At 65.4% G+C, this 23,738-nt stretch carries 22 protein-coding genes and 1 riboswitch; of the genes, 9 read left to right on the top strand and 13 right to left on the bottom strand.

Annotated elements, in window-relative coordinates:
• Nucleotides 1-121: 121 nt before the first annotated feature.
• The 3 genes from A6723_RS01275 to tkt form a co-directional block, all read right to left on the bottom strand.
• Complete coding sequence (locus A6723_RS01275; protein WP_064979538.1) at nucleotides 122-1,285, bottom strand: phosphoglycerate kinase; 1,164 nt, start codon at nucleotides 1,283-1,285, stop codon at nucleotides 122-124.
• Nucleotides 1,286-1,313: 28 nt separating this feature from the next.
• Nucleotides 1,314-2,360, bottom strand: coding sequence for an erythrose-4-phosphate dehydrogenase (gene epd / locus A6723_RS01270; RefSeq protein WP_054911079.1), 1,047 nt, complete (start codon nucleotides 2,358-2,360; stop codon nucleotides 1,314-1,316).
• A gap of 93 nt (nucleotides 2,361-2,453) precedes the next feature.
• Nucleotides 2,454-4,451, bottom strand: a complete 1,998-nt coding sequence (gene tkt, locus A6723_RS01265; RefSeq protein WP_054911078.1) for a transketolase — start codon at nucleotides 4,449-4,451, stop codon at nucleotides 2,454-2,456.
• Nucleotides 4,452-4,676: 225 nt separating this feature from the next.
• On the opposite strand from tkt, the gene A6723_RS01260 reads away from it, so the two are divergent.
• The 3 genes from A6723_RS01260 to ligB all read left to right on the top strand — a co-directional run bounded on the left by A6723_RS01260 (nucleotide 4,677) and on the right by ligB (nucleotide 8,703).
• Complete coding sequence (locus A6723_RS01260; protein WP_045215932.1) at nucleotides 4,677-5,678, top strand: metalloregulator ArsR/SmtB family transcription factor; 1,002 nt, start codon at nucleotides 4,677-4,679, stop codon at nucleotides 5,676-5,678.
• A gap of 17 nt (nucleotides 5,679-5,695) precedes the next feature.
• The gene (gene metK, locus A6723_RS01255) at nucleotides 5,696-6,886 is read left to right on the top strand and encodes a methionine adenosyltransferase (protein ID WP_054911279.1); all 1,191 of its coding nucleotides are present in this window, start codon (nucleotides 5,696-5,698) and stop codon (nucleotides 6,884-6,886) included.
• Between the two features lie 149 nt (nucleotides 6,887-7,035).
• On the top strand, nucleotides 7,036-8,703 hold the full coding sequence (ligB, locus tag A6723_RS01250; RefSeq protein ID WP_054911278.1) for an NAD-dependent DNA ligase LigB: 1,668 nt from the start codon (nucleotides 7,036-7,038) through the stop codon (nucleotides 8,701-8,703).
• A 5-nt stretch (nucleotides 8,704-8,708) separates the two neighbouring features.
• Here ligB and A6723_RS01245 read toward each other — a convergent pair whose 3' ends face one another.
• A complete protein-coding gene (locus tag A6723_RS01245) occupies nucleotides 8,709-10,013 on the bottom strand; it encodes a ferric reductase-like transmembrane domain-containing protein (protein WP_054911277.1) in 1,305 nt (434 codons plus the stop codon).
• A 172-nt stretch (nucleotides 10,014-10,185) separates the two neighbouring features.
• On the opposite strand from A6723_RS01245, the gene A6723_RS01240 reads away from it, so the two are divergent.
• Nucleotides 10,186-10,932, top strand: coding sequence for a metallophosphoesterase (locus A6723_RS01240; protein WP_054911281.1), 747 nt, complete (start codon nucleotides 10,186-10,188; stop codon nucleotides 10,930-10,932).
• Here the strand turns inward: A6723_RS01240 and A6723_RS01235 are convergent.
• Complete coding sequence (locus A6723_RS01235; RefSeq protein WP_054911276.1) at nucleotides 10,929-11,927, bottom strand: PHB depolymerase family esterase; 999 nt, start codon at nucleotides 11,925-11,927, stop codon at nucleotides 10,929-10,931. The genes A6723_RS01240 and A6723_RS01235 overlap by 4 nt on opposite strands.
• A 149-nt stretch (nucleotides 11,928-12,076) precedes the next feature.
• Between A6723_RS01235 and A6723_RS01230 the strand changes: the two genes are divergently transcribed.
• A complete protein-coding gene (locus tag A6723_RS01230) occupies nucleotides 12,077-12,475 on the top strand; it encodes a DUF1090 domain-containing protein (protein WP_054911275.1) in 399 nt (132 codons plus the stop codon).
• A 59-nt stretch (nucleotides 12,476-12,534) separates the two neighbouring features.
• On the opposite strand, the gene A6723_RS01225 is transcribed toward A6723_RS01230, so the two are convergent.
• From A6723_RS01225 to A6723_RS01215, 3 genes are all read right to left on the bottom strand, one after another.
• Nucleotides 12,535-13,002, bottom strand: a complete 468-nt coding sequence (locus A6723_RS01225; RefSeq protein WP_054911274.1) for a cytochrome c — start codon at nucleotides 13,000-13,002, stop codon at nucleotides 12,535-12,537.
• Nucleotides 13,003-13,147: 145 nt separating this feature from the next.
• Nucleotides 13,148-13,534 carry an MAPEG family protein gene (locus A6723_RS01220; RefSeq protein ID WP_054911273.1) on the bottom strand — a complete coding sequence of 129 codons (387 nt, stop codon included), beginning with the start codon at nucleotides 13,532-13,534 and terminating at the stop codon, nucleotides 13,148-13,150.
• 100 nt (nucleotides 13,535-13,634) lie between these two features.
• Nucleotides 13,635-14,465, bottom strand: coding sequence for an EamA family transporter (locus A6723_RS01215; RefSeq protein WP_054911272.1), 831 nt, complete (start codon nucleotides 14,463-14,465; stop codon nucleotides 13,635-13,637).
• Nucleotides 14,466-14,611: 146 nt separating this feature from the next.
• On the opposite strand from A6723_RS01215, the gene A6723_RS01210 reads away from it, so the two are divergent.
• Together A6723_RS01210 and A6723_RS01205 are read left to right on the top strand one after the other, a co-directional pair.
• Nucleotides 14,612-15,226 (top strand): LemA family protein, encoded by a 615-nt coding sequence (locus tag A6723_RS01210; RefSeq protein WP_037011389.1) that lies wholly within the window; start codon nucleotides 14,612-14,614, stop codon nucleotides 15,224-15,226.
• Entirely contained in the window at nucleotides 15,223-16,206 is a 984-nt protein-coding gene (locus A6723_RS01205) for a YgcG family protein (RefSeq protein WP_054911271.1), read from the top strand. Before A6723_RS01210 ends, A6723_RS01205 begins: the two co-directional genes overlap by 4 nt.
• Before the next feature lie 10 nt (nucleotides 16,207-16,216).
• Here A6723_RS01205 and A6723_RS01200 read toward each other — a convergent pair whose 3' ends face one another.
• The 5 genes from A6723_RS01200 to gcvA all read right to left on the bottom strand — a co-directional run bounded on the left by A6723_RS01200 (nucleotide 16,217) and on the right by gcvA (nucleotide 20,631).
• On the bottom strand, nucleotides 16,217-16,993 hold the full coding sequence (locus tag A6723_RS01200; RefSeq protein ID WP_054911270.1) for an ABC transporter ATP-binding protein: 777 nt from the start codon (nucleotides 16,991-16,993) through the stop codon (nucleotides 16,217-16,219).
• Complete coding sequence (locus tag A6723_RS01195) at nucleotides 16,993-17,799, bottom strand: ABC transporter permease (RefSeq protein WP_024764172.1); 807 nt, start codon at nucleotides 17,797-17,799, stop codon at nucleotides 16,993-16,995. Before A6723_RS01195 ends, A6723_RS01200 begins: the two co-directional genes overlap by 1 nt.
• Before the next feature lie 75 nt (nucleotides 17,800-17,874).
• Nucleotides 17,875-18,882, bottom strand: a complete 1,008-nt coding sequence (locus tag A6723_RS01190) for an ABC transporter substrate-binding protein (RefSeq protein ID WP_064979559.1) — start codon at nucleotides 18,880-18,882, stop codon at nucleotides 17,875-17,877.
• A 193-nt stretch (nucleotides 18,883-19,075) separates the two neighbouring features.
• Nucleotides 19,076-19,483 (bottom strand): acyl-CoA thioesterase, encoded by a 408-nt coding sequence (locus A6723_RS01185; RefSeq protein WP_045215897.1) that lies wholly within the window; start codon nucleotides 19,481-19,483, stop codon nucleotides 19,076-19,078.
• A gap of 239 nt (nucleotides 19,484-19,722) precedes the next feature.
• Nucleotides 19,723-20,631, bottom strand: a complete 909-nt coding sequence (gene gcvA / locus A6723_RS01180) for a LysR family transcriptional regulator (RefSeq protein WP_054910843.1) — start codon at nucleotides 20,629-20,631, stop codon at nucleotides 19,723-19,725.
• A 227-nt stretch (nucleotides 20,632-20,858) separates the two neighbouring features.
• Here gcvA and A6723_RS01175 point away from each other — a divergent pair, with 227 nt between their 5' ends.
• Complete coding sequence (locus A6723_RS01175; protein WP_038803335.1) at nucleotides 20,859-22,040, top strand: acyl-CoA dehydrogenase; 1,182 nt, start codon at nucleotides 20,859-20,861, stop codon at nucleotides 22,038-22,040.
• 126 nt (nucleotides 22,041-22,166) lie between these two features.
• Nucleotides 22,167-23,390, top strand: a complete 1,224-nt coding sequence (locus tag A6723_RS01170; RefSeq protein WP_054910844.1) for a CaiB/BaiF CoA-transferase family protein — start codon at nucleotides 22,167-22,169, stop codon at nucleotides 23,388-23,390.
• Nucleotides 23,391-23,605: 215 nt separating this feature from the next.
• A riboswitch (S-adenosyl-L-homocysteine riboswitch) is annotated at nucleotides 23,606-23,718 on the top strand.
• Nucleotides 23,719-23,738 lie beyond the last annotated feature (20 nt).

The following is a 23,738-nucleotide window of genomic DNA, read 5'->3' as shown; positions in this document are numbered from 1 at the left end:
GGCAAAACGACAACAGAGGGGTGACAGCTCGCATGACCGTTCTCCTTGGCATCCGTACAAGGCTTGTGACCCGAGGATGTCGCGGAGGTTTGCTTTACTGTCGCCCCAGCAGCGCGCCGGCTCAGGCCTTGGCGCGCTGTTCCAGCACTTCGACGGCCGGCAGGACCTTGCCCTCGACGAACTCGAGGAAGGCGCCACCACCGGTGGAAATGTAGGAGATCTGCTCGCCGATGCCGTATTTGTCGATGGCAGCCAGGGTGTCGCCACCGCCGGCGATGCTGAAGGCGGAGCCTTCGGCGATGGCCTTGGCCAGTGTCTTGGTGCCTTCGCCGAACTGGTCGAACTCGAACACGCCGACCGGACCGTTCCAGAGAATGGTCTTGGAGGTCTTCAGCAGCTCGGCGAACTGTGCGGCAGTCTTCGGGCCGATATCCAGGATCATGTCGTCGTCGGCCACGTCAGCGATGTCCTTGACGGTAGCAACGGCGGTCTCGGCGAATTCCTTGGCAACCACCACGTCCACCGGCAGCGGTACGCTGACCTTGGCGGCAATGGCCTTGGCAGTGTCGACCAGATCCGCTTCGTACAGCGACTTGCCGACCTTGTGGCCCGCCGCGGCGAGGAAGGTGTTGGCGATGCCGCCGCCGACGATCAGTTGGTCGCAGATCAGCGCCAGGCTGTTCAGCACGTCGAGCTTGGTGGACACCTTGGAACCGGCAACGATGGCGGCCATCGGGCGCGCCGGGTTGCCCAGGGCCTTACCCAGGGCTTCCAGCTCGGCGGCCAGCAGCGGGCCCGCCGCGGCGACCTTGGCGAACTTGGCCACGCCGTGGGTGGAACCCTCGGCGCGGTGGGCGGTGCCGAAGGCATCCATGACGAACACGTCGCACAGGCCAGCGTATTGCTGGGCCAGTTCGTCGGCGTTCTTCTTCTCGCCCTTGTTGAAGCGCACGTTCTCGAACAGCACGACTTCACCCGGCTCCACGTCGACGCCACCCAGGTAGTCCTTGATCAGCGGCACTGCGCGCCCCAGGGCCTTGGACAGGTAGTCGGCGACCGGCTGCAGGCTGTTCTCTTCGGAGTATTCACCTTCGGTCGGGCGGCCCAGGTGCGAGCAGACCATCACCGCCGCGCCCTTCTCCAGGGCCAGCTTGATGGTCGGCAGCGAGGCCAGGATGCGCGCGTCGCTCTTGACCACACCGTCCTTCACCGGAACGTTGAGGTCTTCGCGGATCAATACGCGCTTACCTTGGAGGTCGAGGTCGGTCATCTTCAACACGGTCATGACAGTCAGTCCTGTAGGGGCTGTTTGATTAACGTTCAGTAGCGGCGACGTGCAGGAAGTGCCCTGCGGTGTCGAGCATGCGGTTGGCGAACCCCCACTCGTTGTCGAACCAGGCCAGCACGTTCACCAGGCGAGGGCCGGAAACGCGGGTCTGGCTGCCATCGACGATGGCCGAGTGCGGGTCATGATTGAAATCGCAGCTGGCGTGGGGCAGCTCGGTGTACGCCAGCAGGCCTTTCAGCGGGCCTTCGGCGGCGGCTTGGCGCAGCACGCGGTTGATCTCCTCGGCGGACGTATCGCGGGAGACCTGCAGGGTGATGTCCAGGGCCGAGACGTTCACCGTCGGTACCCGAATGGCTTTGGCCTGGATTCGCCCGGCGAGTTCCGGCAGCAGGCGCTCGATACCCCGCGCCAGCCCCGTGGATACCGGGATCACCGACTGGAAGGCCGAACGCGTGCGGCGCAGGTCTTCGTGGTGGTAGGCGTCGATCACCGGCTGGTCGTTCATCGCCGAGTGGATGGTAGTGATCGAGACGTACTCGATGCCCACCGCCTCGTTCAGCAGCTTGAGCAACGGCACGCTGCAGTTGGTGGTGCAGGAGGCGTTGGAAACCAGCGTTTCGGCACCGGAGAGGCCCTGCTGGTTGATGCCGAAGACCACGGTGGCGTCGATGTCCGCCTCGCTGGCCATCGGCTGGGAGAACAATACGCGGGGCGCGCCGGCCGCAAGGAAGCGCTCGCCATCGGCGCGAGTGTTATAGACGCCCGAGCACTCCAGCACGAGGTCGACATCCAGGGCGCGCCAGTCGATAGCCTCGGGCTCGGCCTCGCGGAACACCTTCACGCAATCACCGCCCACGTGCAGGCAGCCGTCGGCCACGCTCACCTCGCCGGGGAAGCGGCCGTGGGTGGAGTCGAAACGGGTCAGGTATTCGAGACTGGCCAGGTCCGCCAGGTCGTTCAGGGCGACGATGGAGAAACCGGCCTTGGCGCCGCGCTCGTGCAGGGCACGGAACACGCAGCGGCCGATGCGGCCATAGCCGTTGAGGGCAACTCGGTAAGGGCGCTTGGACATTGTTATCCCTTGGTGATCTTCATAGGAGCGAGCTTGCTCGTGAACCGAGCGAAGCGGTTCGCGAGCAAGCTCGCTCCTACAATGAAGCCTCGATCAGGCTTCGAGCAGCTCGGCGGCGACTTCCAGCACGTTCTCGACGGTGAAGCCGAAGTGCTCGAACAGCGCCGGGGCCGGGGCCGACTCACCGAAGGTGGTCATGCCGATGACGCGGCCTTCCAGGCCAACGTACTTGTACCAGTAGTCGGCGTGGGCGGCCTCGATGGCGATACGCGCGGCCACTTGAACCGGCAGCACGGCCTGCTTGTAGCCGGCGTCCTGCTGATCGAAGACGCTGGTGGACGGCATGGAGACCACGCGTACCTTGCGGCCTTCGGCGCTGAGCTTGTCGAACGCCTGCACGGCCAGGCCGACTTCGGAGCCGGTGGCGATCAGGATCAGCTCCGGCTCGCCATCGCAGTCCTTCAGCACGTAGGCACCGCGGGCAACGTCGGCCAGTTGGGCGGCGTCACGCGGCTGGTGCGGCAGGTTCTGGCGGCTGAAGATCAGCGCGGACGGGCCGTCAGCGCGCTCGATGGCGTACTTCCAGGCCACCGCGGACTCCACGGCATCGGCCGGGCGCCAGGTGTCCAGGTTCGGGGTCAGGCGCAGGCTGGCCAGCTGCTCGATCGGCTGGTGGGTCGGGCCGTCTTCGCCCAGACCGATGGAGTCGTGGGTGAACACGTACAGCACGCGCTGCTTCATCAGGGCGGACATGCGCACCGCGTTGCGGGCGTATTCCATGAAGATCAGGAAGGTTGCGCCGTAGGGGATGAAGCCGCCGTGCAGGGCCACGCCGTTCATGATGGCGCTCATGCCGAATTCGCGCACGCCGTAGAACAGGTAGTTGCCGTTGGCGTCGTCGGCGCTCACGCCCTTGCAGCCCTTCCACAGGGTCAGGTTGGAGCCGGCGAGGTCGGCGGAGCCGCCCAGCAGTTCCGGCAGCAGCGGGCCAAAGGCGTTCAGGGCGTTCTGGCTGGCCTTGCGGCTGGCGATGGTCTCGCCTTTCAGGGCGACGTCGGCGACGTAGGCGGCGGCCTTCTCGGCGAAGTCGGCCGGCAGTTCACCGGCCACGCGACGCTCGAACTCGGCGGCCAGTTCCGGGTGCGCGGCCTGATAGGCAGCGAAGCGCTTGTTCCACTCGGCTTCGCGGGTGGCACCGTTGTCCTTGGCGCTCCACTCGGCGTAGATGTCTGCCGGAATCTCGAACGGGGCGTGGTTCCAGCCCAGCGCGGCGCGGGTGGCGGCCACTTCGTCGACGCCCAGGGCGGCGCCGTGGCTTTCTTCCTTGCCCTGCTTGTTGGGCGAACCGAAGCCGATGATGGTCTTGCAGCAGATCAGGGTCGGCGCGTCGCTCTTGCGGGCGGTGTCGATGGCGGTCTTGATCTCGTCGGCATCATGCCCGTCGACGTTGCGGATCACCTGCCAGCCGTAGGCTTCGAAGCGTTTCGGGGTGTCGTCGGTGAACCAGCCGTGGACTTCGCCATCGATGGAGATGCCGTTGTCGTCGTAGAAGGCGATCAGCTTGTTCAGGCGCAGGGTGCCGGCCAGCGAGGCGACTTCATGGGAGATGCCCTCCATCATGCAGCCGTCGCCCAGGAAGGCGTAGGTGTAGTGGTCGACGATGCTGTGGCCATCGCGGTTGAACTGCGCGGCCAGCACTTTTTCGGCCAGCGCCATGCCCACGGCATTGGCGATGCCCTGGCCCAGCGGGCCGGTGGTGGTCTCGACGCCAGCGGTGTAGCCGTACTCCGGGTGGCCCGGGGTACGCGAGTGCATCTGGCGGAAGTTCTTCAGGTCATCGACGGTGACGTCGTAGCCGGTGAGGTGCAGCAGCGAGTAGATCAGCATCGAGCCGTGGCCGTTGGACAGCACGAAGCGGTCACGGTCGGCCCACTGCGGGTTGCTCGGGTTGTGCTTGAGGTAGTCGCGCCAGAGGACTTCGGCGATATCCGCCATGCCCATGGGAGCGCCAGGATGGCCGCTGTTGGCTTTCTGCACGGCATCCATGCTCAGTGCGCGGATGGCGTTGGCTCGCTCACGACGGCTGGGCATCGCTGAATCTCCTGCGGGGGCTGCTTCGAAAGATCGAAGGGAATGAAAAAAGGCCGGTATTTTCGCCCAGCCGGGCCCCGCGGGGCAATGACAGATCGGCAGATGGCTGACACAGGGCACCGGTTTATCGCCGCGAACTGATCAAAAACCACTCATCCGGCAATATCAAAACTTTTTGATACAGCCCTTGCCCGCCCCGAATGCCATGACTAGACTGCGCAACCCATGAGTCTGCGCCTGCCCGAAATCCGCCACGACGATTGCGACCAGCTGGCTGCCCTGTGCAAGGCCGGCGGCGATCCGCTGCGGCTGAACGTCCTGCGGGTGCTGGCCAACGATTCGTTCGGCGTACTGGAGCTGGCGCATATCTTCGGCGTGCGTCAGTCGGGCATGAGCCATCACCTGAAGGTGCTGGCCCAGGCCGGCCTGGTTGCCACCCGCCGCGAAGGCAACGCGATCTTCTATCGCCGCGCCCTGCCCCAGGGCGAAAGCCTGGGCGGCACGCTGCACGGAGCGCTGCTAGAAGAAGTGGACGAACTGGCACTGGCCGATGACGTCAGCGCCCGTGTCGACGGCGTACACGCCCAACGTGCCGCCGTGAGTCGCGACTACTTCGCCCGCAGTGCGGAAAAGTTCCAGGCGACCCAGGACCTGATCGCAGGACTGCCGCAATACCGCGAAAGCGTACTGGCGCTGCTCGATGCACTGAGCTTCGCCGCCGGCGCCACGGCGCTGGAAGTCGGCCCCGGCGACGGCGGGTTTCTCCCCGAGCTGGCCCGGCGTTTCGATCAGGTCACGGCGCTGGACAACAGCGAGACCATGCTTGAAATGGCGCGGCAACGTTGCGCCAGCGATGGTTTGAACAACGTCCGGCTGCGGCTGGGCGACGCCCTGCAGGACGTCGACGACGCGGCGGATTGCGTGGTGCTGAACATGGTGCTGCATCACTTCGCCGCACCGGCGGAAGCCGTGAAGCAGCTGGCGCACCTGGTGAAACCCGGTGGCAGCCTGCTGGTGACCGAACTCTGCAGCCACGACCAGAGCTGGGCCCGCGAGGCCTGTGGTGATCTCTGGCTGGGGTTCGAACAGGAAGACCTGGCCCGTTGGGCCGACGCCGCCGGGCTCGCGTCCGGCGAAAGTGTTTACATCGGTTTACGCAATGGCTTTCAGATCCAGGTGCGGCACTTCGCCAAACCGGATTCGCGAAGCGTCCTCACCCACCGGTAAATGATAGGAACCGTTAGATGAGCGAATACTCAGTTTTCACCTCCGAATCCGTCTCCGAAGGCCATCCGGACAAGATCGCGGACCAGATTTCCGATGCGGTGCTCGACGCCATCATCGCGAAGGACAAATACGCCCGCGTGGCCTGCGAAACCCTGGTGAAGACCGGTGTCGCGATCATCGCCGGTGAAGTCACCACCTCCGCCTGGGTCGACCTGGAAGATCTGGTGCGCAAGGTCATCATCGACATCGGCTACAACAGCTCCGACGTCGGCTTCGACGGTGCCACCTGCGGCGTGCTGAACATCATCGGCAAGCAGTCTGTCGACATCAACCAGGGCGTCGATCGCGCCAAGCCCGAAGACCAGGGCGCAGGCGACCAAGGCCTGATGTTCGGCTACGCCAGCAACGAAACCGACGTGCTGATGCCGGCGCCGATCTGCTTCTCCCACCGTCTGGTGGAGCGCCAGGCCGAGGCCCGCAAATCCGGCCTGCTGCCGTGGCTGCGTCCGGATGCCAAGTCCCAGGTCACCTGCCGCTACGAAGGCGGCAAGGTTGTCGGCATCGACGCCATCGTGCTGTCCACCCAGCACAACCCGGAAGTCAGCTACAAGGACCTGCGCGAAGGCGTGATGGAGCTGATCATCAAGCAGGTGCTGCCGGCCGAACTGCTGCACAAGGACACCCAGTTCCACATCAACCCGACCGGCAACTTCGTGATCGGTGGCCCGGTAGGCGACTGCGGCCTGACCGGCCGCAAGATCATCGTCGACTCCTACGGCGGCATGGCCCGTCACGGCGGCGGCGCGTTCTCCGGCAAGGACCCGTCCAAGGTCGACCGTTCTGCAGCCTATGCCGGTCGCTATGTGGCCAAGAACATCGTTGCCGCCGGCCTGGCGGAGCGCTGCGAGATCCAGGTGTCCTACGCCATCGGCGTAGCCCAGCCGACCTCCATCTCGATCAACACCTTCGGCACCGGCAAGATCAGCGATGACAAGATCATCCAACTGGTCCGCGAGCACTTCGACCTGCGTCCGTACGCGATCACCAAGATGCTCGACCTGCTGCACCCGATGTACCAGCCGACCGCAGCCTACGGCCACTTCGGCCGCAACCCGTTCGAAATGACCTACGACGGTGACACCTTCACCGCCTTCACCTGGGAGCGCACCGACAAGGCCGCCGCCCTGCGTGATGCCGCCGGCCTGTAAGGCTCGGTAGCAGGAAAAAGCCCCGCCTCGGCGGGGCTTTTTCGTTTCTGATCTCCCACAAGCCTTGGCGAAGAATCCACGCTCATTCCGGCATCGATCGCCGCTTTCGGCTCCTTGCCTTGCGGGTTTCCACTGCACGGTCTCTCGCCATGCTCCGCCTCGCCATCACCTTTCTGTTTTGCCTTCCTCTTACCGTTCGTGCCTGCCCCGACTGGCCGACCGAGCAAGCGCCTCGGCAGATCGAGGCACTCCGCGGGCAGCTGGCGCAGTGGGATGACGCCTACCACCGGGACGGAAAGTCACCCGTGGCCGATGAGCTTTACGACCAGGCACGCGAACGACTGACTCAGTGGCAGGACTGTTTCCCGCAAGTCCACGCGGCCCCCGAGTCGCCGTTGGCCAGCAGCGCGGGGACGAACCGCCATCCCTTCGCCCACACCGGCCTCGACAAACTTCCCGATGCCTCGGCCGTGCGCAGTTGGCTGGCCAATCGCACCGACCTCTGGGTGCAGCCCAAGGTCGACGGCGTAGCCGTCACGCTGATCTACCGCGACGGTCGCTTCAGCCAGGCAATCAGCCGCGGCGACGGCAGCGCCGGGCAGGACTGGACCGCCAACGCGCAACGGATCGACGCTATCCCCAGGCAGTTACCCGGCAAACCAGGCCATCTGGTACTGCAAGGCGAGCTGTACTGGCGACTGCCACAGCATGTGCAAGCGTTGCAGGGCGGCGCAGGTGCCCGCGGCAAGATCGCCGGCCTGATGGCCCGCAAGGAGTTGGGCGACGAAGGCGCACAGATCGGCCTGTTCGTCTGGGAGCTGCCGGATGGTCCACTGGACATGCCAGGGCGCCTGGCACGCCTGCGCCAGCTGGGATTCGATGACAGTGCCAACCTGACCGAGCCGGTGACAGGGCAATCTGAAATCGAGTCCTGGCGCGAGCGCTGGTATCGCCAGCCGCTGCCCTTCGCCAGCGATGGCATTGTCATCCGCCAGGGCCGCCGGCCACCGGGCAAGGCCTGGAGCGCACAGGCGCCGGGCTGGGCGGTGGCGTGGAAGTATCCGCATCAACAGGCACTGGCGGAGGTTCGTCGCGTGGCGTTCAAGGTCGGCCGCAGCGGCCGGGTGACACCTGTGCTGCATCTGGCCCCGGTGGAATTGGACGGGCGAACCATCCAGCGCGTCGGCGTCGGCTCGCTCAAGCGCTGGCGCAGCCTGGACATCCGCCCCGGCGACCAGGTCGCCATCGCCCTGGCCGGACTGACCATTCCACGACTCGACGGCGTGGTCTGGCGCTCGCCGACTCGTCCCGACATGGCCGCACCAGAAGACGACCAGTTCAACGCCCTCTCCTGCTGGCAGCCCACGGAGGGCTGCGAGGAACAGTTCCTCGCCCGCCTGGAATGGCTCGGCGGAAAGAACGGGCTAGGGCTAGCCGGTGTCGGAGCGGGCACCTGGAGACGGCTGCACGAAGCCGGGCTACTGACGGGGATGCTTGCCTGGATGACGCTGACGCCAGAGCAACTGAGCCAGGTTCCCGGACTCGGTGAGCGAAGTGCAGCGAGTCTGCATCAGCAATTCCAGCTCGCTCGTCAGCGATCGTTCGCTACTTGGCTGCGTGCACTGGGTGCACCGTCCCCCAACGCCCATCCTGCGGGAGACGACTGGCCCGCACTGGCGGCCCGCGACGCAGTGCAGTGGCAGGTGCAACCAGGCATAGGCAAGGTGCGCGCGGCACAACTGGAAGCCTTCTTCAAAGCGCCGGCAGTCGTGCAATTGCGCGCGCAACTGCACGACCTCGGCGTTGCCGGTTTCTGAGCGCTTCAGCGCATCTGGAAGGCTTCCTGGTGGAAGCGGTTGCTCGGCATGCCCTGGCGGCGCAGGTCCCGGCGCAGCAGCTCGGCCAGCGCCTGCGGGCCGCAGAACCACACGCTCGGCCAACGCCCGTGCACACCGGGCTGCAGGCCCAGGTCGGCTGCCTGCAGGTAGCCTTCGCTCTCGCTGTAATGCACACGCAGATCGATGCGCGGCAACTTCGCGCACAGCTCACGCAGGCGACCGGCATAGATGGCATCGGACGGCGAGCGCACGCAGTACAGCAGCGTCACCTCCGGGCAATCATCCGGCCGCGCCTGCAGTGAATCGAGCCACGCCAGGAACGGTGTAATACCGATACCACCGGCTATCCAGACCTGCCGTTCGCCCTTGTCGCGGCGAAAATCGAAGCAACCGTAGGGCCCCTCTACCTTCACCGGATCACCGACCTTCAGCCCACTCTGAAGGCGCTGTGTGTAGTCCCCCAATGCCTTGATGCTGAAGCGCACCTCGCCGTTGCCCAGGTCGCCGCTGGAAATGGTGAAGGGATGCTGGCCTTCCAGGCGGTTGCAGGTGAGGAAAGCGAATTGCCCGGCGCGGTGCTGCCAACGCCCCTGCAACTTGCAGGTCACTTCCAGCATCCGCTCGCCGGGACGCTCGACCGCTACCACGACACCCTCATGGGTGCGTCGGCGGCCGATCTGCCCGGTCAGCGCCCAGAGCGCACACAGGCTGCCCACTGCGGCGCAGAGTGCCACCAGCCAGCCGACCGGTTGCGCCCAGTAGCCAGCCGGCGCGAGCACCACGCCATGGAAAGCAAGCACCAGATAGACCACCGCAAGGGTTTTGTGGACATAGCGCCACAAGTGGTAGGGGAAGCGCTGCCAGAGCGTAATGACCAGCATTGCCGCCAGCAGCCAGGCCGACCACTCGCCCAGGTCCTTGGCCGACCCGCGGAATACGTCGAGGAAGGTTTCCACGCGCGGCCCCTTGGCCGGCTTGGCGAAGAACTCGGCGAGCAGCGGCCCACCCAGCTCCATCAGGTAGTGCAGCAGGCCCAGCACGATGGCCAGGATGCCCGCCCACTTGTGCGCGCGGTACATGCGGTCGAGGCCATCGAGCGGCTTCTCCAGCCACACCGGGCGCACCGCCAGCAACATGATCAGCGACATCAGTGCGAAAGACGCGACGCCAGTGAAGAGAATGGCCTGCTTGCGCACGACCCAGATGTCCAGCGTCGCTGGCGGGTCGACGAACAGGGCCAGGCCAAAGGTGGCCACGACGGCCAACAGTACGATCCAGATGAGTTTCATGAGTCCTCCTTGGGGCGCCGGAACAGCGGGCCCAAGCGGAAGCTGAAGGAACCTTCTGAATCATCCCTTAATTTCGTAGGGGTTTTAGAGAGACATCGGCAATGCCATGACCCATGTCAAAGGCATCATCCTTCGCTATGCTCGGCTGATTCCTACACGTCAGTTACACGCCATGCGTCTGAGAGTCCTTTCCGACCTGCACCACGAACACTTCCCCAACGGCCGCCGCGAGTTACCGCAGGCCGCAGCGGACGTGGTTGTGCTGGCCGGCGATATTCATGAACACCTGCAAGGTCTGCACTGGGCGCGTGAGGAATTTCCTGACAGCGAAATCATCTACGTCGCCGGCAACCACGAGTTCTATCACTCCGACTTGCCCGAACTGACCCAGGCCATGCGCAACCTGGCGCGAGCATTGGATATCCACTTCCTGGAACAGGATGCCGTGGTCCTGGGGGGCGTCCGCTTTCTCGGCGCGACGCTGTGGACCGACTTTCAGCTCTATGGCAAGCACGCATCTGAACTGGCCTACGAGCAGGCCCAATTGCTCATGCCGGACTTCACTACGGTCGACTACTTCACCCAACCCTTCACTCCAGGCATGAGCGCCGATATCTGCGCGGCGACCTGCCGATGGCTGGAAGCGGAGCTGGCCCAACCCTCCGCCGGGCCCACGGTGGTGGTCACCCACCACGCACCCAGCGCGCGCTCGATTCCGGCGCATTACGTGGGCGATGCCCTGTCGCCGGCCTTCGCTTCGAACCTGGAAACACTGGTCGAGCGCTGTGACCTGTGGATCCACGGTCACGTTCACGAATGCCTGGACTACCGCGTCGGCCGGGGTCGCATCGTCGCCAACCCCGGCGCTTACCCCGGAGAGGACAGCGGCTTCGATCCCTGTCGGGTGATCGAACTCTAGAACGGCTGCTCGCTATGTGGCTGCTCGCCAGGTGAGAGATCGCTGAAGAATCGCCAGATTTCAGCCGGCCCATCCAGTTGCGGATCGACCTGGCCGAGCATGCGCGGCGGCCGGTAAAGCGGCTGCGAAATCAGATGCCCGCCGCCGAACACCGTCACCAGCTCCACGGGTGGCCCGTCGCCGACAGCCCAGCGCTGCCGCTGTGCCCACACCGGCCCCGGCTGGGTCAGCTTGTCCACCTGCGGCTCGCCTCCCAAACCATTGCGCTTCGCCAACGCCAGAGCGGAATCTTCGGCGGACAGCACATTGCCCCGGTCACCGAAGCCGAACAACGTCACCCGACCACCCGCGTAGGGATTGATCGGGTCCCGCGTGCCATTCATCAACAGCGCCGCCTTGGGCTGCTCGGCGGGACGGCAGGCATCGTTGTCGGTGCTCGGCAGGCTGGCAGCCACCGCGGCGACGCCATCGACCTTGTCCGGTGCTTCCGCCGCCATCCGCAAGGCCATCTGCCCACCATTGGAATAGCCCGTAACGAAGACCCTCGCAGGATCGACGCTGCGCTCGCGCTGCAGGCGGGCGATCATGTCCGAGAGAAAGCCGACGTCATCGATATTCAATTGCCGGGCGCTGTAGGAGGCGGCCCGCCGGCAGTCGTTCCAATGGCCTTCGAAACCATCGGGGTAGAGCACCAGGAAACCGTCGCGATCTGCCAGCGCGTCGAAGCGGTAGCCGCTGTCGCGGCGCATGCGCTCGCCGTTACTCTGCGAGCTGTGCAGCACCACCAGCAGCGCCGGGCGCTCGGCCAATTTCTGCGGCACGTAGAGCACATAGCTGCGGCGGCGCTGGCCCTGGCGCACCGAGGCATCCTCGCTGCTGCCGGTCAGCGTCGGCCGCTGCGTCAGCTCGCCGGGTACGTACCACCAGCCGCCCACCAGCAGCGCCAGCACCCACAGCGCGATGAGTACCTGCACCATCCGCATCGCCACCCGCATACCGCCTCTCCTTGCCCGCCCGGCGGGCATTGCGAGTCCGGGCCAGATTCGGAGGCATTGCCCTGGGGCAGCCCCTTGCGCTCCCGTCCATGGCAAACTCTAGCCGTTGACTCCAACGTCATAGTGTTTGGTAACCAAGGACTCCGAAAATGTTCCGAAGCTCTGCCCTGATGGCCGCCGTACTCGCCCTCGGCTGCGCCAGCCCGCTACTCGCCGCCGAGGCGTCCGGGCAACCGCTGACCGGCTGCGCCGCCAAGCGCGCCGCTCTCGAAAACCAGCTCGAACAGGCCAAGGCCCAAGGCAACGGCAACCGCATCGCCGGCCTGCAGACCGCCCTGGAAAAGGTGAAGACCTATTGCACCGACGCCAGCCTCACGCAGGAGCGCAAGCAGAATGTGCTGGACGCGGAGAAGGAAGTCGCCCAGCGCGAGAAGGACCTGCGCAAGGCGATGAACAAGGGTGACGCCGAGAAGATCGAGAAGCGCAAGGACAAGCTGGCCGAAGCCCGCGCCGAACTGGAGCAGGCCAAGCGCGAACTGGAGGAATGAACCTGCAGGATCGAACTGGCTCGTTCGCGAGTCAGCTCGACCCTACAAAAAAGCGCGCGTCAGAGCGCGCGGAATTTCTTGTGGCAGGCTTCGCAGGCGTCTTCCACCGCGGCGAAGTCCTTGCGCACGCCTTCAGGCGTCGGCGCGGCATTGCGGGTGTTTTCGCCCAGGGCGCGGACGGCCTGTTCGAAGGTCTTGGCGTCGGCCTGGAACTCCAGCTGGCGCTGCCAGATTTCTGCCTTGGCGCGGGTGTCGTCGCTTTCCACCTTGTCAGCTGGCGGCTGGGTAGTGGGGAAGTACTGCCAGGGCTTGTCGGCCAGTTCACCCAGCTTGGTCGAGTTGGCCCGGAACTTGTCCGCGTCGAACGGAATTCGACCGCGCAACATGCCGCCCATGTCCTCGCTGGTCTTGAGCATCTCCTTGAACACCGCCTGGCGCTTGTACTCCGGCGAGTTGGGGTCCAGGCGATGGCAGCCGGCAAGCGCGGTACCGGCCAGCAGCAGAACGAGCAGGGTCTTCAACTTCATGGGGGGACTCTTGTAGGACGGCCAGACACGGAAGCGCCGGATTATCCGCCCCGTTCCCCGAATGATCCAGACCGCGTGCCGGTCGCTGCGGCCATCCGCCGCAGCGCCGCGCCATTCGTTCAGCTGCCGTTCAGGCAGCGTCGGGTCAGGCGGAAACGACGAAGATCGCGATGATCAGCGCCATGCCGAGGAACCACGCCAGCGAGCGCAGCAGCGCCAGGTCGGCGATGTAGAAGATCAGGTAAAGCAGGCGGCTGGTGACCCAGGCGATGGCCAGGCGGTCGATGGTGGCGGGCTCGGCGTTGTTCACCAGGTAGGCGATGATCACCGCCGCGGCGAAGGCCGGGGTCACCTCGAAGCTGTTCATCTGGAAGGCGTTGGCGCGCTTGCGATAGCCCTCCAGGCTGGCGAGGAAGGTGCGCGGGTCGTGGTTCTGCCGGGGGCCAAAGCCGCCGCCGGTGAACTTGGCGATGCTGGTGCCGACGTAAGGCAGGAAGATCGCGATCAGGACGCACCAGAAGGCAATGGGCATGGCGGGACTCTCGTCGAGGGGAAAGCGCGCAGCTTAGGTCATCGCCGCACGCCGCGTCCTTGACCGGCTTGGCGGGTTGCTCCGTAGCGCGAGCCAATCCTCAGAGTTTCATCACCAGCATGCCCGCCAGCACCAGGCTGCACGCCGCCAGGCGTGGCAGGCCGAAGGGTTCCTTGAGAAAGCGCATGCCGAACAGCACCACCAGCAGCACGCTGGTCTCGCGCAGCGCGGCGGCCTCGGCGATAGAGCCCAGTTGCATGGCCCAGAGCACCAGCCCGTAGCTGAGCAGCACGCAGAAACCGACGCTCAGGCCGAGCTTCCAGTCGTTGATCCAGAACTTGGCGAAGGCGCGGGTTCGGCCGAACAGGGCCACCAGCGGGAACGGCAGACCGGAGAGCAGCGACAGCCACACCAGGTAGTCGAGCGGCTTGGGCCAGAGCTTGAGCGCGTTGCCGTCGGTCCAGGTGTAACTGCCGATGCACAGGCCCATCAGCAGCACCGTGGGATAGGCGATCCACGGCAGCTTCGAGCCGCCACCGCCCTTGAGCAGGAACAGCATGCCGACCGGGATCAGCAGGATGCCGAGGATCTGCTTGTCAGTCAGGTGCTCGCCGCCGAAGTAGAGGGTCAGCGCCAGCACCACCAACGGCGACAGCCCGCGCATCAGCGGATAGACCAGGCCCAGGTCGCCGACCTTGTAGGCCTGGATCAGCAGCACGCGATAGACCAGTTGCAGCGACACGGCGGCCAGCAGCCAGGGCCAGACTTCAGCAGGAGGAATCTCGATCCAGGGCAGCAGGAGCAGCGCGGCGGCGAGGCCGACCATGTCCATGCACGCAACCACCAGCAGGCGGTCGTTGCTGAACTTGACGAGGGTGTTCCAGGTGGCGTGCAGCAGGGCGGCCAGCAGCACCAGGGTAGTGGCGAGCACGAAAACGAACTCCTGGTATAGACCAGTACAATTCTACCCCGAGCCACCCCATGAGGGGCAAGCGCTGGCTGTTTCGGACATTTCCACCTGCCTCCTCAGCCATAACTGGCCTAGACTGGGCCTTTTCGCCAGCACGAGCCTCTGCCATGCCACGCCTGATCAAGTTCCTGACCGCTTACATCCTCGTCACCCTGCTCTCCGGTTGCGGCTACAACGCCATGCAATCCGGCGACGAAGGGGTGAAGGCCGCCTGGTCGGAAGTGCTCAACCAGTACCAGCGCCGCGCCGACCTGATCCCCAACCTGGTCAGCACCGTGAAGGGCTACGCCGCCCATGAGGCGAGCGTGCTGACCCAGGTGACCGAGGCCCGTGCCAAGGTCGGCAGCACCACCCTGAATGCCGACCAGCTCGACGACCCGGAAGCGGTCAAGCGCTTCCAGCAGGCCCAGGGGCAGCTCAGCTCGGCGCTGTCACGCTTGCTGGTGGTCTCGGAAAACTACCCGCAGCTCAAGGCTGACGGCCTGTTCAAGGACCTGCTGACCCAGCTCGAAGGCACCGAGAACCGCATCACTGTCGCCCGTGGCCGCTATGTGAAGGCCGTGCAGGAATACAACGTGATGATTCGCCAGTTCCCGCAGGTGATCACCGCGAAGATCTTCGGCTACAAGCCCAAGGCCAACTTCAGCGTCGAGAACGAAGCTGCCATTTCCACCGCGCCTAAAGTGGACTTCGGCAACGCGCCGGCGCAGCCCGCACAATGACCCTGCCGCGCTGGCTGCTGGCCGCCCTGCTGCTGTGCTGGGCGGTCGTGCTGCAGGCGGCGCCGGTCGCCATTCCGCCGCTCAGCGCCCGCATCACCGACCTCACCCAGACCCTCGATGCCGGGCAGCGCGCGCAGCTGGAAAGCCAGCTCGCCGGCCTGGAGCAACGCAAGGGCGCGCAAATCGCCGTACTGCTGGTCCCCACCACTGGCGAGGACAGCATCGAGGACTACGCGGTGCGCGCTTTCGAGCAATGGAAGCTGGGCCGCAAGGGTGTCGATGACGGCGTGCTGCTGGTGGTTGCAAAGAATGACCGTACGCTGCGCATCGAAGTCGGCTACGGGCTGGAAGGCACCATCACCGACGTGCAGGCCGGCCGGATCATCCGCGAACAGATCGTGCCCTTCTTTCAGAAAGGTGACTTCGCTGGCGGCATCCAGGCCGGCGTCGACAGTCTGATCGCACTGATCGAACCGCCCTCCGCCGCAACCACGCCGCCAGACGGCAGCGAAGACGAATTGCCACATACCGGCCCGGCGGAAAACTACAGCGACGCCTACTCGAACCGCAACGCGACGGCCGCCGAGGAAGTCCCGCCCACCCGCCTGGCAGCGCTACTCGGCCTGCTGATCGGCGTGCCGCTGCTGGGCATGCTGTTGCCGGTGTCCTGGATGCGCCAGCGCAGCATGGGCCGCTACCTGCTGTGCAGCGTGCTGGTGGGCGGCATCGCCGCTGGCGTGCTGCTGGTCAGCGAAGCCAATCCCGCCGCGCTGCAACAGCAGTTGATCGGCGCCTTCTCGATCCCGCTGGTGCTGTACATCTTCTTCCTGCCGCCGATGTGGCTGACCATGGGCGTGCTGCAACTGCTCATGACGATCATCAGCTCGATCGGCCGCGGCGGGCGTGGAGGTGGCGGCGGTGGAGGCTTCCGTGGCGGCGGTGGTTCCAGCGGCGGCGGCGGGGCCTCCGGCCGCTGGTAAACCAGGGCCCTCAGAGGGCGGAGACGCCCTGCTCTTCCTCGCGGATCGAGCGCAGCACCTGGCGCTGCAGGTCGATGAACTCGGCGCTGGCAGCCATGTCCTCATGGCGCGGGCGGCCGAGTTTCACGTCGAAGGTGGTCTTGATCCGCCCCGGCCCGAGCCCCATCACCACGATGCGGTCGGACAGGTAGACCGCCTCTTCCACGTCGTGGGTGACGAACATCACCGTCAGTCGATGGGTTTCCCAGATGCGCGTGAGCAGTTCCTGCATCTGGTGGCGAGTCATCGCATCCAGCGCGCCGAAGGGCTCGTCCATCAGCAGAATCTTTGGCCGGTAGGACAGCGCGCGAGCGATCGCCACGCGCTGTTTCATCCCGCCGGACAACTCGTTCGGGTAGGCCTCGGCGAACTTCGTCAGCTTCACCAGCTCCAGGTGCTCGTCGGCGATTTCGCGGCATTGCGCACGGGACATGCCTGCGGCCTTGAGGGCGAACTCGACATTCTGCCGCGCGGTGAGCCAGGGCAGCAGCGTGTAGGACTGGAACACCACGCCACGGTCCAGGCCCGGCCCGGTGATCGGCACGCCGTCGACCTTCACGCTGCCGCTGTCGAACTCTTCCAGGCCGGCAGCGATGGACAGCAGCGTGCTCTTGCCACAGCCGGAGGTTCCGACGATGGACACGAACTCGTTGTCCGCCAGCGTCAGGTCGATGTTGCGCAGAACCTCGCGGCGCTCCTTGCCGACCGCGAAACTCTTGTTCAGGCCGGAGATTTCCAAAGTCGCCATCAGTTACGCCTCCGGTTGTAGCGGAACAGGACCTTCTCGCCAGCGCGCATGGCCTGGTCGGTGATCAGGCCGAGGAAGCCGAGCAGCAGGATGTAGCCGATGATGGTGTCGGTCTGGAAGAAGCGCTGGGACACGGTGATGCGGTAGCCCAGGCCGGAGGTCGCCGCCACCAGTTCAGCCAGCACCAGCCAGGTCCAGGCCCAGCCGAGGCTGATCCGCAGGGCGTCCCAGATACCCGGCAATGCGCTGGGCAGGACGATCTTCAGGAGGATGCGGCGATCCGGCATCCCCAGCGTGCGACCGAGGCCGACGAAGTCAGCCGGTACGCGCTTGATCGCGTCCATCACCATCAGCACCTGCTGGAAGAAGGTACCGATCCAGATAATCAGGAATTTCTGGAAGTCGCTGGTGCCGGCCCAGAGGATGGTCAGCGGGACGAAGGCGACCACGGGCATGTAGCGCACGAAGTCCACCAGCGGCTCGGTGGCGGCTTTCCAGAAGCCGTAGCAGCCGGCGAAGACGCCGATGACGATGGACATCACCGAGGACACCAGGAAGGCCACGGCGATGCGGTACACGCTGACCTTCAGGTCCGACCACAGCGTGCCATCGGCGGCCAGCTTGAGCATGCGCGCCCAGACGTCACCGGGCGCCGGCAGGAATATCTTCGGCACCGCGCCGCTGGCGCCGGCCAGCCACCAGAGCAGCGCCAGCAGGACGAACACGGCGCCGCCGATGAGCAGGAAATGGCGCTGCGCGATCGGCTTGCCGATGGTGAACAGCGGGTTGGATTTACGGGCTTTCATGTCGGGCTCGTCGAACGGAGAAAGACGCGCGCCGGCTCGGGGCCGGCGCGCGCGTTGTATCAGAGCATCAGGTGATCAGAGAGCTTCGACGAAACGCGCGTCGATGGCCTGCGCCGGGGTGACCGGCTGCTGGAGGATGCCCGCTTCACTGGCAGCCTTCTGGATGTGCTCGAAGGAACCTTTCTGGAAGGAGCCTTTCAGCTCTGCCTGGTTCTCCTTCACCGAGTAGAAGTGCACGCCGTCAAAGGCGCTGCTCAGCTCGGACTCGTCGGCGCCCACGCCCTTGGCGATGGCGGCACGGCCTTCGGCGCTCTTCTCGTTGTAGAGCTTGAGGCCCGCTTCCCAGCTCTTGATCAGCGCCAGCACCTGGCCGGGACGCTCCTTCAGCACGTCGTCGCGCACCACGAACACGTCGCTGATGATGCCCGGGTCATCCGAGCCCTTGTACAGCAGGTTGACCTTGGGGTTCTGCTGCTTGGCGGCGGACAGGTACGGCTCGTAGGTGACAGCGGCCGGGACCTGGCCGGCGATCAGCGCGCTGCCGGCGTTGGCGGCAGGCATCGGCACCGGCTGCACATCAGCGATGGTCAGGCCGGCCTTGCGCAGGGCGCTGTGCAGGAGGATGTCGCTGGTGGTGCCTTCTTCATAGGCGACCTGCTTGCCCTTGAGATCGGTCAGGGTCTTGATCGACGGGTCGACGATCAGCGCATCGGCGCTGGTGCTCTGGTCCAGCAGCAGGACGATCTTCACCGGCAGGCCGGCGGCGACCATGGCCATGGCGGTGTGGGTGGCGAGGTTGCCGCCGTCGATCTGGCCGCTGGCCAGGGCGGCGTTCATGTCCTTGTCTTCGGTGAAGTTGACCAGCTCGACCTGCTCCAGGCCGTTGGCCTTGAAGGCGCCAGCCTGCTCGGCGACGTACCACTGGCCATAGCCCAGCCAGGGCTGCATGCCCATCTTGAAGGTGCCGGCCTCGGGTTTGGTGTCGGCCTTGATCGCGGCGGCGTGCGCGGCGCCGGCCAGCAGCAGGCTGGCGCAGGTGGCCACAGCCAGTTGGCGCAGCGCGGATGCGAAGGTGGTGTGCATGGTCTCTCCCCGGTCATTGTTCTGCAGGAACATTCTGCTGAATGCAGTACTGCTGGATCGGCGGGGAGCAGCGTCGGCCCATGCCCGCCGTGGGCGGGCACAGGCTCACATTCAATCGACGCAAATGCAAAGGTTTTCGCCGCGGTTCGGCTTGGCTCCGGGCACGCTGGCAATCACCTTGGCGAGCCAGCCATCAGGGCTGGGGAATGGCGTCGTCCTTGAACTGGTCCTTGATGTAGAGGATCTCGGTGCGGCCGTGCGGCGCTGGCTGGCCATCGGGGCCGATGTTCACGAAGACCATCTTGTCGACCGTGAGGATGCTCTTGCGGGTGATCTTGTTGCGCACTTCGCAGGTCAGGGTGATCGAGGTGCGGCCGAACTCGGTGGCGGTGATGCCCAGCTCGATGATGTCGCCCTGGCGCGCGGAACTGACGAAGTTGATCTCCGAGATGAACTTGGTCACCACGCGCTGGTTGCCCAGCTGGATGATGGCGTAGATCGCCGCTTCTTCGTCGATCCATTTCAGAAGGCTGCCGCCGAACAGGGTGCCGTTCGGGTTGAGGTCTTCAGGCTTGACCCATTTGCGGGTGTGGAAATTCATGGAAGCTCCTTCTTGGGAGGTTGCGCCTCGTGAGCGCGATGACGGGGAAAGCCCCGCCGGCTACGCAAGTCTGGACCAGGCCGGCGCCAGATAACTTGCCATGACTCAGAGCCTATTCAACATCTTGCGAGCTAGAGCAGAACAAGGCGGGAACAGGCTGAAAAAGCGGAGTTTACGTTCTGTAAATGAGCATTTTTTAGTCTGTTTCCAACGCAGTTATGCCGACGCGCAGCAGATGTTCAGCCGAGGCCGGCTTCGGCGCGGTATCGTGCGGCCTCATCCACCAGCCAGTCGCGGAAGGCGCCGAGGGTCGCCGATTCCACCTTGCGCTCGGGAATCATCAGGTAATAGGCATTTTCGCTCAAATAGGCATGTTGCATCGGCACGATAAGCCGCCCGTCGGCCAACTCGTGCTGGATCAGCATCGGCGGGATCAGCGCCACGCCCATGCCGTGCATCGCCGCCTGGGCGAGCATGGAGAACAGCTCGTAGCGCGTGCCGCTCATGTCGTGCGCCACGCTCATGCCCAGCGAACCGAACCACTGGCGCCAGGCGTAGGGCCGGGTGGTCTGCTGCATCAAGGGCAACTCGGCGATCTGCGCGGCGGACAGCTCACGACACCCACCCAGCAGCTCGGGACTGCACACCGGCACCGGGTTCTCGTGCATGAGGAAGTTGGCCACCGTGCCGGACCACACGCCGTCGCCGAAATACAGCGCCGCGTCGAACTCGGTGTCGGCGAAGAGGAAGGGCCGGGTGCGGTTGGTCATGTTCACCGTGACTTCCGGGTGCAGGCGCTTGAAGTCCTTCAGCCGTGGCAGCAGCCATTGCGTCGCAAAGGTCGGTACCACCGCCAGCTCCAGCGTACCGCCGCCCTGCTGGCCCATCACCGCCAGCGTGTCGCGCTCCACGGCGTCCAGGCGCTGGGCAACACGGCGGCTGTAGTTGAGCCCCGCTTCGGTCAGCTTCACCCCGCGCCGCGAACGGCGGAACAGCTCGACGCCGAGGAACTCCTCCAGCGTGGCGATCTGTCGGCAGATGGCGCTCTGGGTGAGCGACAGCTCGTCGGCGGCCTTGGTAAAGCTCTCGTGGCGGGCGGCAGACTCGAAGGCGACCAGCGCCGCGGTGGTCGGGATCTTGCGTCGCATCGAATGCCTCTTCGGAATATCGTGATGCACAGTAATCGCCAGGAGCACCTGAAATAGAGGCAAGCAGGCAAAATCCAGCAGCAGCCCAGCAATTACGGAGTGACAAAATAGCACAACAGCGTGCGAATTAGTCGGTTGCCCGGCTTCCCGACGGCTGACTAGGATGGCCCACACCGAGCCCGCCTAGACTTGTGCGGGTCTTTCACTGTCTGCGTTCGAGGTTCTCCATGGCGACCAAAGCAAGCTTCAACTGGGAAGATCCGCTGCTGCTGGATCAGCAACTCACCGAAGAAGAGCGCATGGTGCGCGACAGCGCCCAGCAGTTCGCCCAGGACAAGCTGGCCCCGCGCGTACTGGAAGCCTTCCGCCACGAGCAGACCGACCCTGCGATCTTCCGCGAGATGGGCGAAACCGGCCTGCTCGGCGCGACCATTCCCGAACAGTACGGCGGCAGCGGCCTGAACTACGTGTGCTACGGCCTGATCGCCCGCGAAGTCGAGCGCATCGATTCCGGCTACCGCTCGATGATGAGCGTGCAGTCCTCCCTGGTGATGGTGCCGATCAACGAATTCGGCAACGAAGCCACCAAGCAGAAATACCTGCCGAAACTGGCCAGCGGCGAGTACATCGGCTGCTTCGGCCTGACCGAGCCGGACCACGGCTCCGACCCGGGTTCGATGATCACCCGTGCCAAGAAAGTCGACGGCGGCTACCGCCTCACTGGCGCCAAGATGTGGATCACCAACAGCCCGATCGCCGACGTCTTCGTGGTCTGGGCCAAGGACGACGAAGGCCAGATCCGCGGCTTCGTCCTGGAAAAAGGCTGGGAAGGCCTGTCCGCCCCGGCGATCCACGGCAAGGTCGGCCTGCGCGCCTCGATCACCGGCGAGATCGTGATGAACAACGTGTTCTGCCCGGAAGAAAACGCCTTCCCGGACGTACGCGGCCTGCGTGGTCCGTTCACCTGCCTGAACTCCGCCCGCTACGGCATCTCCTGGGGCGCCCTGGGTGCCGCCGAAGCCTGCTGGCACACCGCTCGCCAGTACACCCTGGACCGCAAGCAGTTTGGCCGCCCGCTGGCCGCCAACCAGCTGATCCAGAAGAAACTGGCCGACATGCAGACCGATATCACCCTCGCCCTGCAAGGCTGCCTGCGCCTGGGCCGGATGAAGGACGAAGGCACCGCCGCCGTCGAAATCACCTCGATCATGAAGCGCAACAGCTGCGGCAAGGCCCTGGACATCGCCCGCCTGGCCCGCGACATGCTTGGCGGCAACGGCATCTCCGACGAGTTCGGCGTCGCCCGCCACCTGGTCAACCTGGAAGTGGTGAACACCTACGAAGGTACCCACGACGTCCACGCGCTGATCCTCGGCCGCGCCCAGACCGGCATCCAGGCCTTCTTCTAAGTAATGCCCCGCGCTGGCCCGCCTGGGCCAGCGCACGTTTTACCTCTCGCCCGAGAGGCCCCGGGGAGGACCGTGGAGTCCCCGCACCGCGTCCTCCCCGCCCCTATCCAAGCTGCAGGTGATTGCATGTCCGGCGCCCTTTCGCACATCCGTGTCCTCGACCTCTCCCGCGTTCTCGCCGGCCCCTGGGCTGGGCAGATCCTCGCCGACCTCGGCGCGGAAGTGATCAAGATCGAGCGTCCCGGCAGCGGCGACGACACTCGCGCCTGGGGCCCACCGTTCCTCAAGGACACCGACGGCCGCGACACCAGCGAAGCGGCTTATTACCTGTCGGCGAACCGCAACAAGAAATCCCTGACCATAGACTTCACCCAGCCCGAAGGCCAGCGACTGGTGCGCGAACTCGCCGCCAAGGCCGACATCGTGCTGGAGAACTTCAAGGTCGGCGGGCTGAAGGCCTACGGCCTGGACTACGAGTCGCTGAAAGCGCTCAACCCGAAGCTGATCTACTGCTCGATCACCGGCTTCGGCCAGTTCGGCCCCTACGCCAAGCGCGCCGGCTACGACTTCATGATCCAGGGCCTGGGCGGCCTGATGAGCCTGACCGGACGCTCCGACGCCGAAGAAGGCGCCGGCCCGGTGAAAGTGGGTGTCGCACTGACCGACATCCTCACCGGCCTCTACTCGTCCACTGCAATCCTCGCCGCCCTCGCCCACCGCGATGTCAGCGGCATTGGCCAGCACATCGACATGGCGCTGCTGGACGTGCAGGTCGCCTGCCTGGCCAACCAGACCCTGAACTACCTGACCACCGGCAACCCGCCGCGTCGCCTGGGCAACGCGCACCCGAACATCGTGCCGTACCAGGACTTCCCCACCGCCGACGGTGACCTGATCCTCACCGTCGGCAACGACGGCCAGTTCCGCAAGTTCGCCGAACTGGCGGGCCACCCGGAATGGGCCACCGACGAGCGTTTCGCCACCAACCAGGCGCGCGTCGCGCACCGCGAGGTGCTGATCCCGCTGATCCGCCAGGCCACCGTGATGCGCACCACCGCCGAGTGGATCGCCGTGCTGGAACAGGCCAGCGTGCCGTGCGGGCCGATCAACGATCTGGCCCAGGTGTTCGCCGATCCGCAGGTGATCGCCCGCGGGCTGCGCGTGGACCTGCCGCACCCGCTGGCCGGCACAGTGCCGCAGGTCGCCAGCCCGATCCGCCTGTCCGAGACCCCGGTCGAATACCGCAATGCCCCGCCGACCCTCGGCCAGCACACCCAGGAAATCCTCGAAGGCGTGCTCGGCCTGGACCAGGCTGCCATCGGCAAGCTGCGCGACAGCGGCGTGATCTGACCCCACCCGATTATCGGCGCCCGGCACTGCGGGCGCCCACGATCCCCGAAACGACGCCCGCGCCAGGGTTTTCACGGCCCCTGGCGCGGGCGCGGCGGGGAACCCGGTCGCGATCCACTGCGTGATCGCGACCAAAAGCCTTTGGCTTGTCATGCGCCATGGCTATAATCCGCAGGCTTCAATAACGGCCGGCACTGTCCGGTCGTTCCCGCCACCTGTCCGAGGGGCGCTGCAGCAGGTCGATTCGCTTCGGCTTGTCAGGCTCGGATGGGGCGCGTCACGGTCGGCATCCGCCGATCGCCAAACGCATCAACGGCGCCCATTCGCAGACAACGAATGGAGAGTTAC

Origin of the sequence: Pseudomonas sp. AU11447, assembly GCF_001672555.2 — a bacterium.
GTDB lineage: Bacteria > Pseudomonadota > Gammaproteobacteria > Pseudomonadales > Pseudomonadaceae > Pseudomonas > Pseudomonas nitroreducens.
Note: the sequence above shows the minus strand (reverse complement) of the source record. Positions and strands in the feature narration are given on the sequence as shown.

Coding starts and splice junctions, on each gene's coding strand:
- A6723_RS01275 (WP_064979538.1), bottom strand. CDS start 1,285: ATGACCGTGTTGAAGATGACCGACCTCGACCTCCAAGGTAAGCGCGTA.
- epd (WP_054911079.1), bottom strand. CDS start 2,360: ATGTCCAAGCGCCCTTACCGAGTTGCCCTCAACGGCTATGGCCGCATC.
- tkt (WP_054911078.1), bottom strand. CDS start 4,451: ATGCCCAGCCGTCGTGAGCGAGCCAACGCCATCCGCGCACTGAGCATG.
- A6723_RS01260 (WP_045215932.1), top strand. CDS start 4,677: ATGAGTCTGCGCCTGCCCGAAATCCGCCACGACGATTGCGACCAGCTG.
- metK (WP_054911279.1), top strand. CDS start 5,696: ATGAGCGAATACTCAGTTTTCACCTCCGAATCCGTCTCCGAAGGCCAT.
- ligB (WP_054911278.1), top strand. CDS start 7,036: ATGCTCCGCCTCGCCATCACCTTTCTGTTTTGCCTTCCTCTTACCGTT.
- A6723_RS01245 (WP_054911277.1), bottom strand. CDS start 10,013: ATGAAACTCATCTGGATCGTACTGTTGGCCGTCGTGGCCACCTTTGGC.
- A6723_RS01240 (WP_054911281.1), top strand. CDS start 10,186: ATGCGTCTGAGAGTCCTTTCCGACCTGCACCACGAACACTTCCCCAAC.
- A6723_RS01235 (WP_054911276.1), bottom strand. CDS start 11,927: ATGCGGGTGGCGATGCGGATGGTGCAGGTACTCATCGCGCTGTGGGTG.
- A6723_RS01230 (WP_054911275.1), top strand. CDS start 12,077: ATGTTCCGAAGCTCTGCCCTGATGGCCGCCGTACTCGCCCTCGGCTGC.
- A6723_RS01225 (WP_054911274.1), bottom strand. CDS start 13,002: ATGAAGTTGAAGACCCTGCTCGTTCTGCTGCTGGCCGGTACCGCGCTT.
- A6723_RS01220 (WP_054911273.1), bottom strand. CDS start 13,534: ATGCCCATTGCCTTCTGGTGCGTCCTGATCGCGATCTTCCTGCCTTAC.
- A6723_RS01210 (WP_037011389.1), top strand. CDS start 14,612: ATGCCACGCCTGATCAAGTTCCTGACCGCTTACATCCTCGTCACCCTG.
- A6723_RS01205 (WP_054911271.1), top strand. CDS start 15,223: ATGACCCTGCCGCGCTGGCTGCTGGCCGCCCTGCTGCTGTGCTGGGCG.
- A6723_RS01200 (WP_054911270.1), bottom strand. CDS start 16,993: ATGGCGACTTTGGAAATCTCCGGCCTGAACAAGAGTTTCGCGGTCGGC.
- A6723_RS01195 (WP_024764172.1), bottom strand. CDS start 17,799: ATGAAAGCCCGTAAATCCAACCCGCTGTTCACCATCGGCAAGCCGATC.
- A6723_RS01190 (WP_064979559.1), bottom strand. CDS start 18,882: ATGCACACCACCTTCGCATCCGCGCTGCGCCAACTGGCTGTGGCCACC.
- A6723_RS01185 (WP_045215897.1), bottom strand. CDS start 19,483: ATGAATTTCCACACCCGCAAATGGGTCAAGCCTGAAGACCTCAACCCG.
- gcvA (WP_054910843.1), bottom strand. CDS start 20,631: ATGCGACGCAAGATCCCGACCACCGCGGCGCTGGTCGCCTTCGAGTCT.
- A6723_RS01175 (WP_038803335.1), top strand. CDS start 20,859: ATGGCGACCAAAGCAAGCTTCAACTGGGAAGATCCGCTGCTGCTGGAT.
- A6723_RS01170 (WP_054910844.1), top strand. CDS start 22,167: ATGTCCGGCGCCCTTTCGCACATCCGTGTCCTCGACCTCTCCCGCGTT.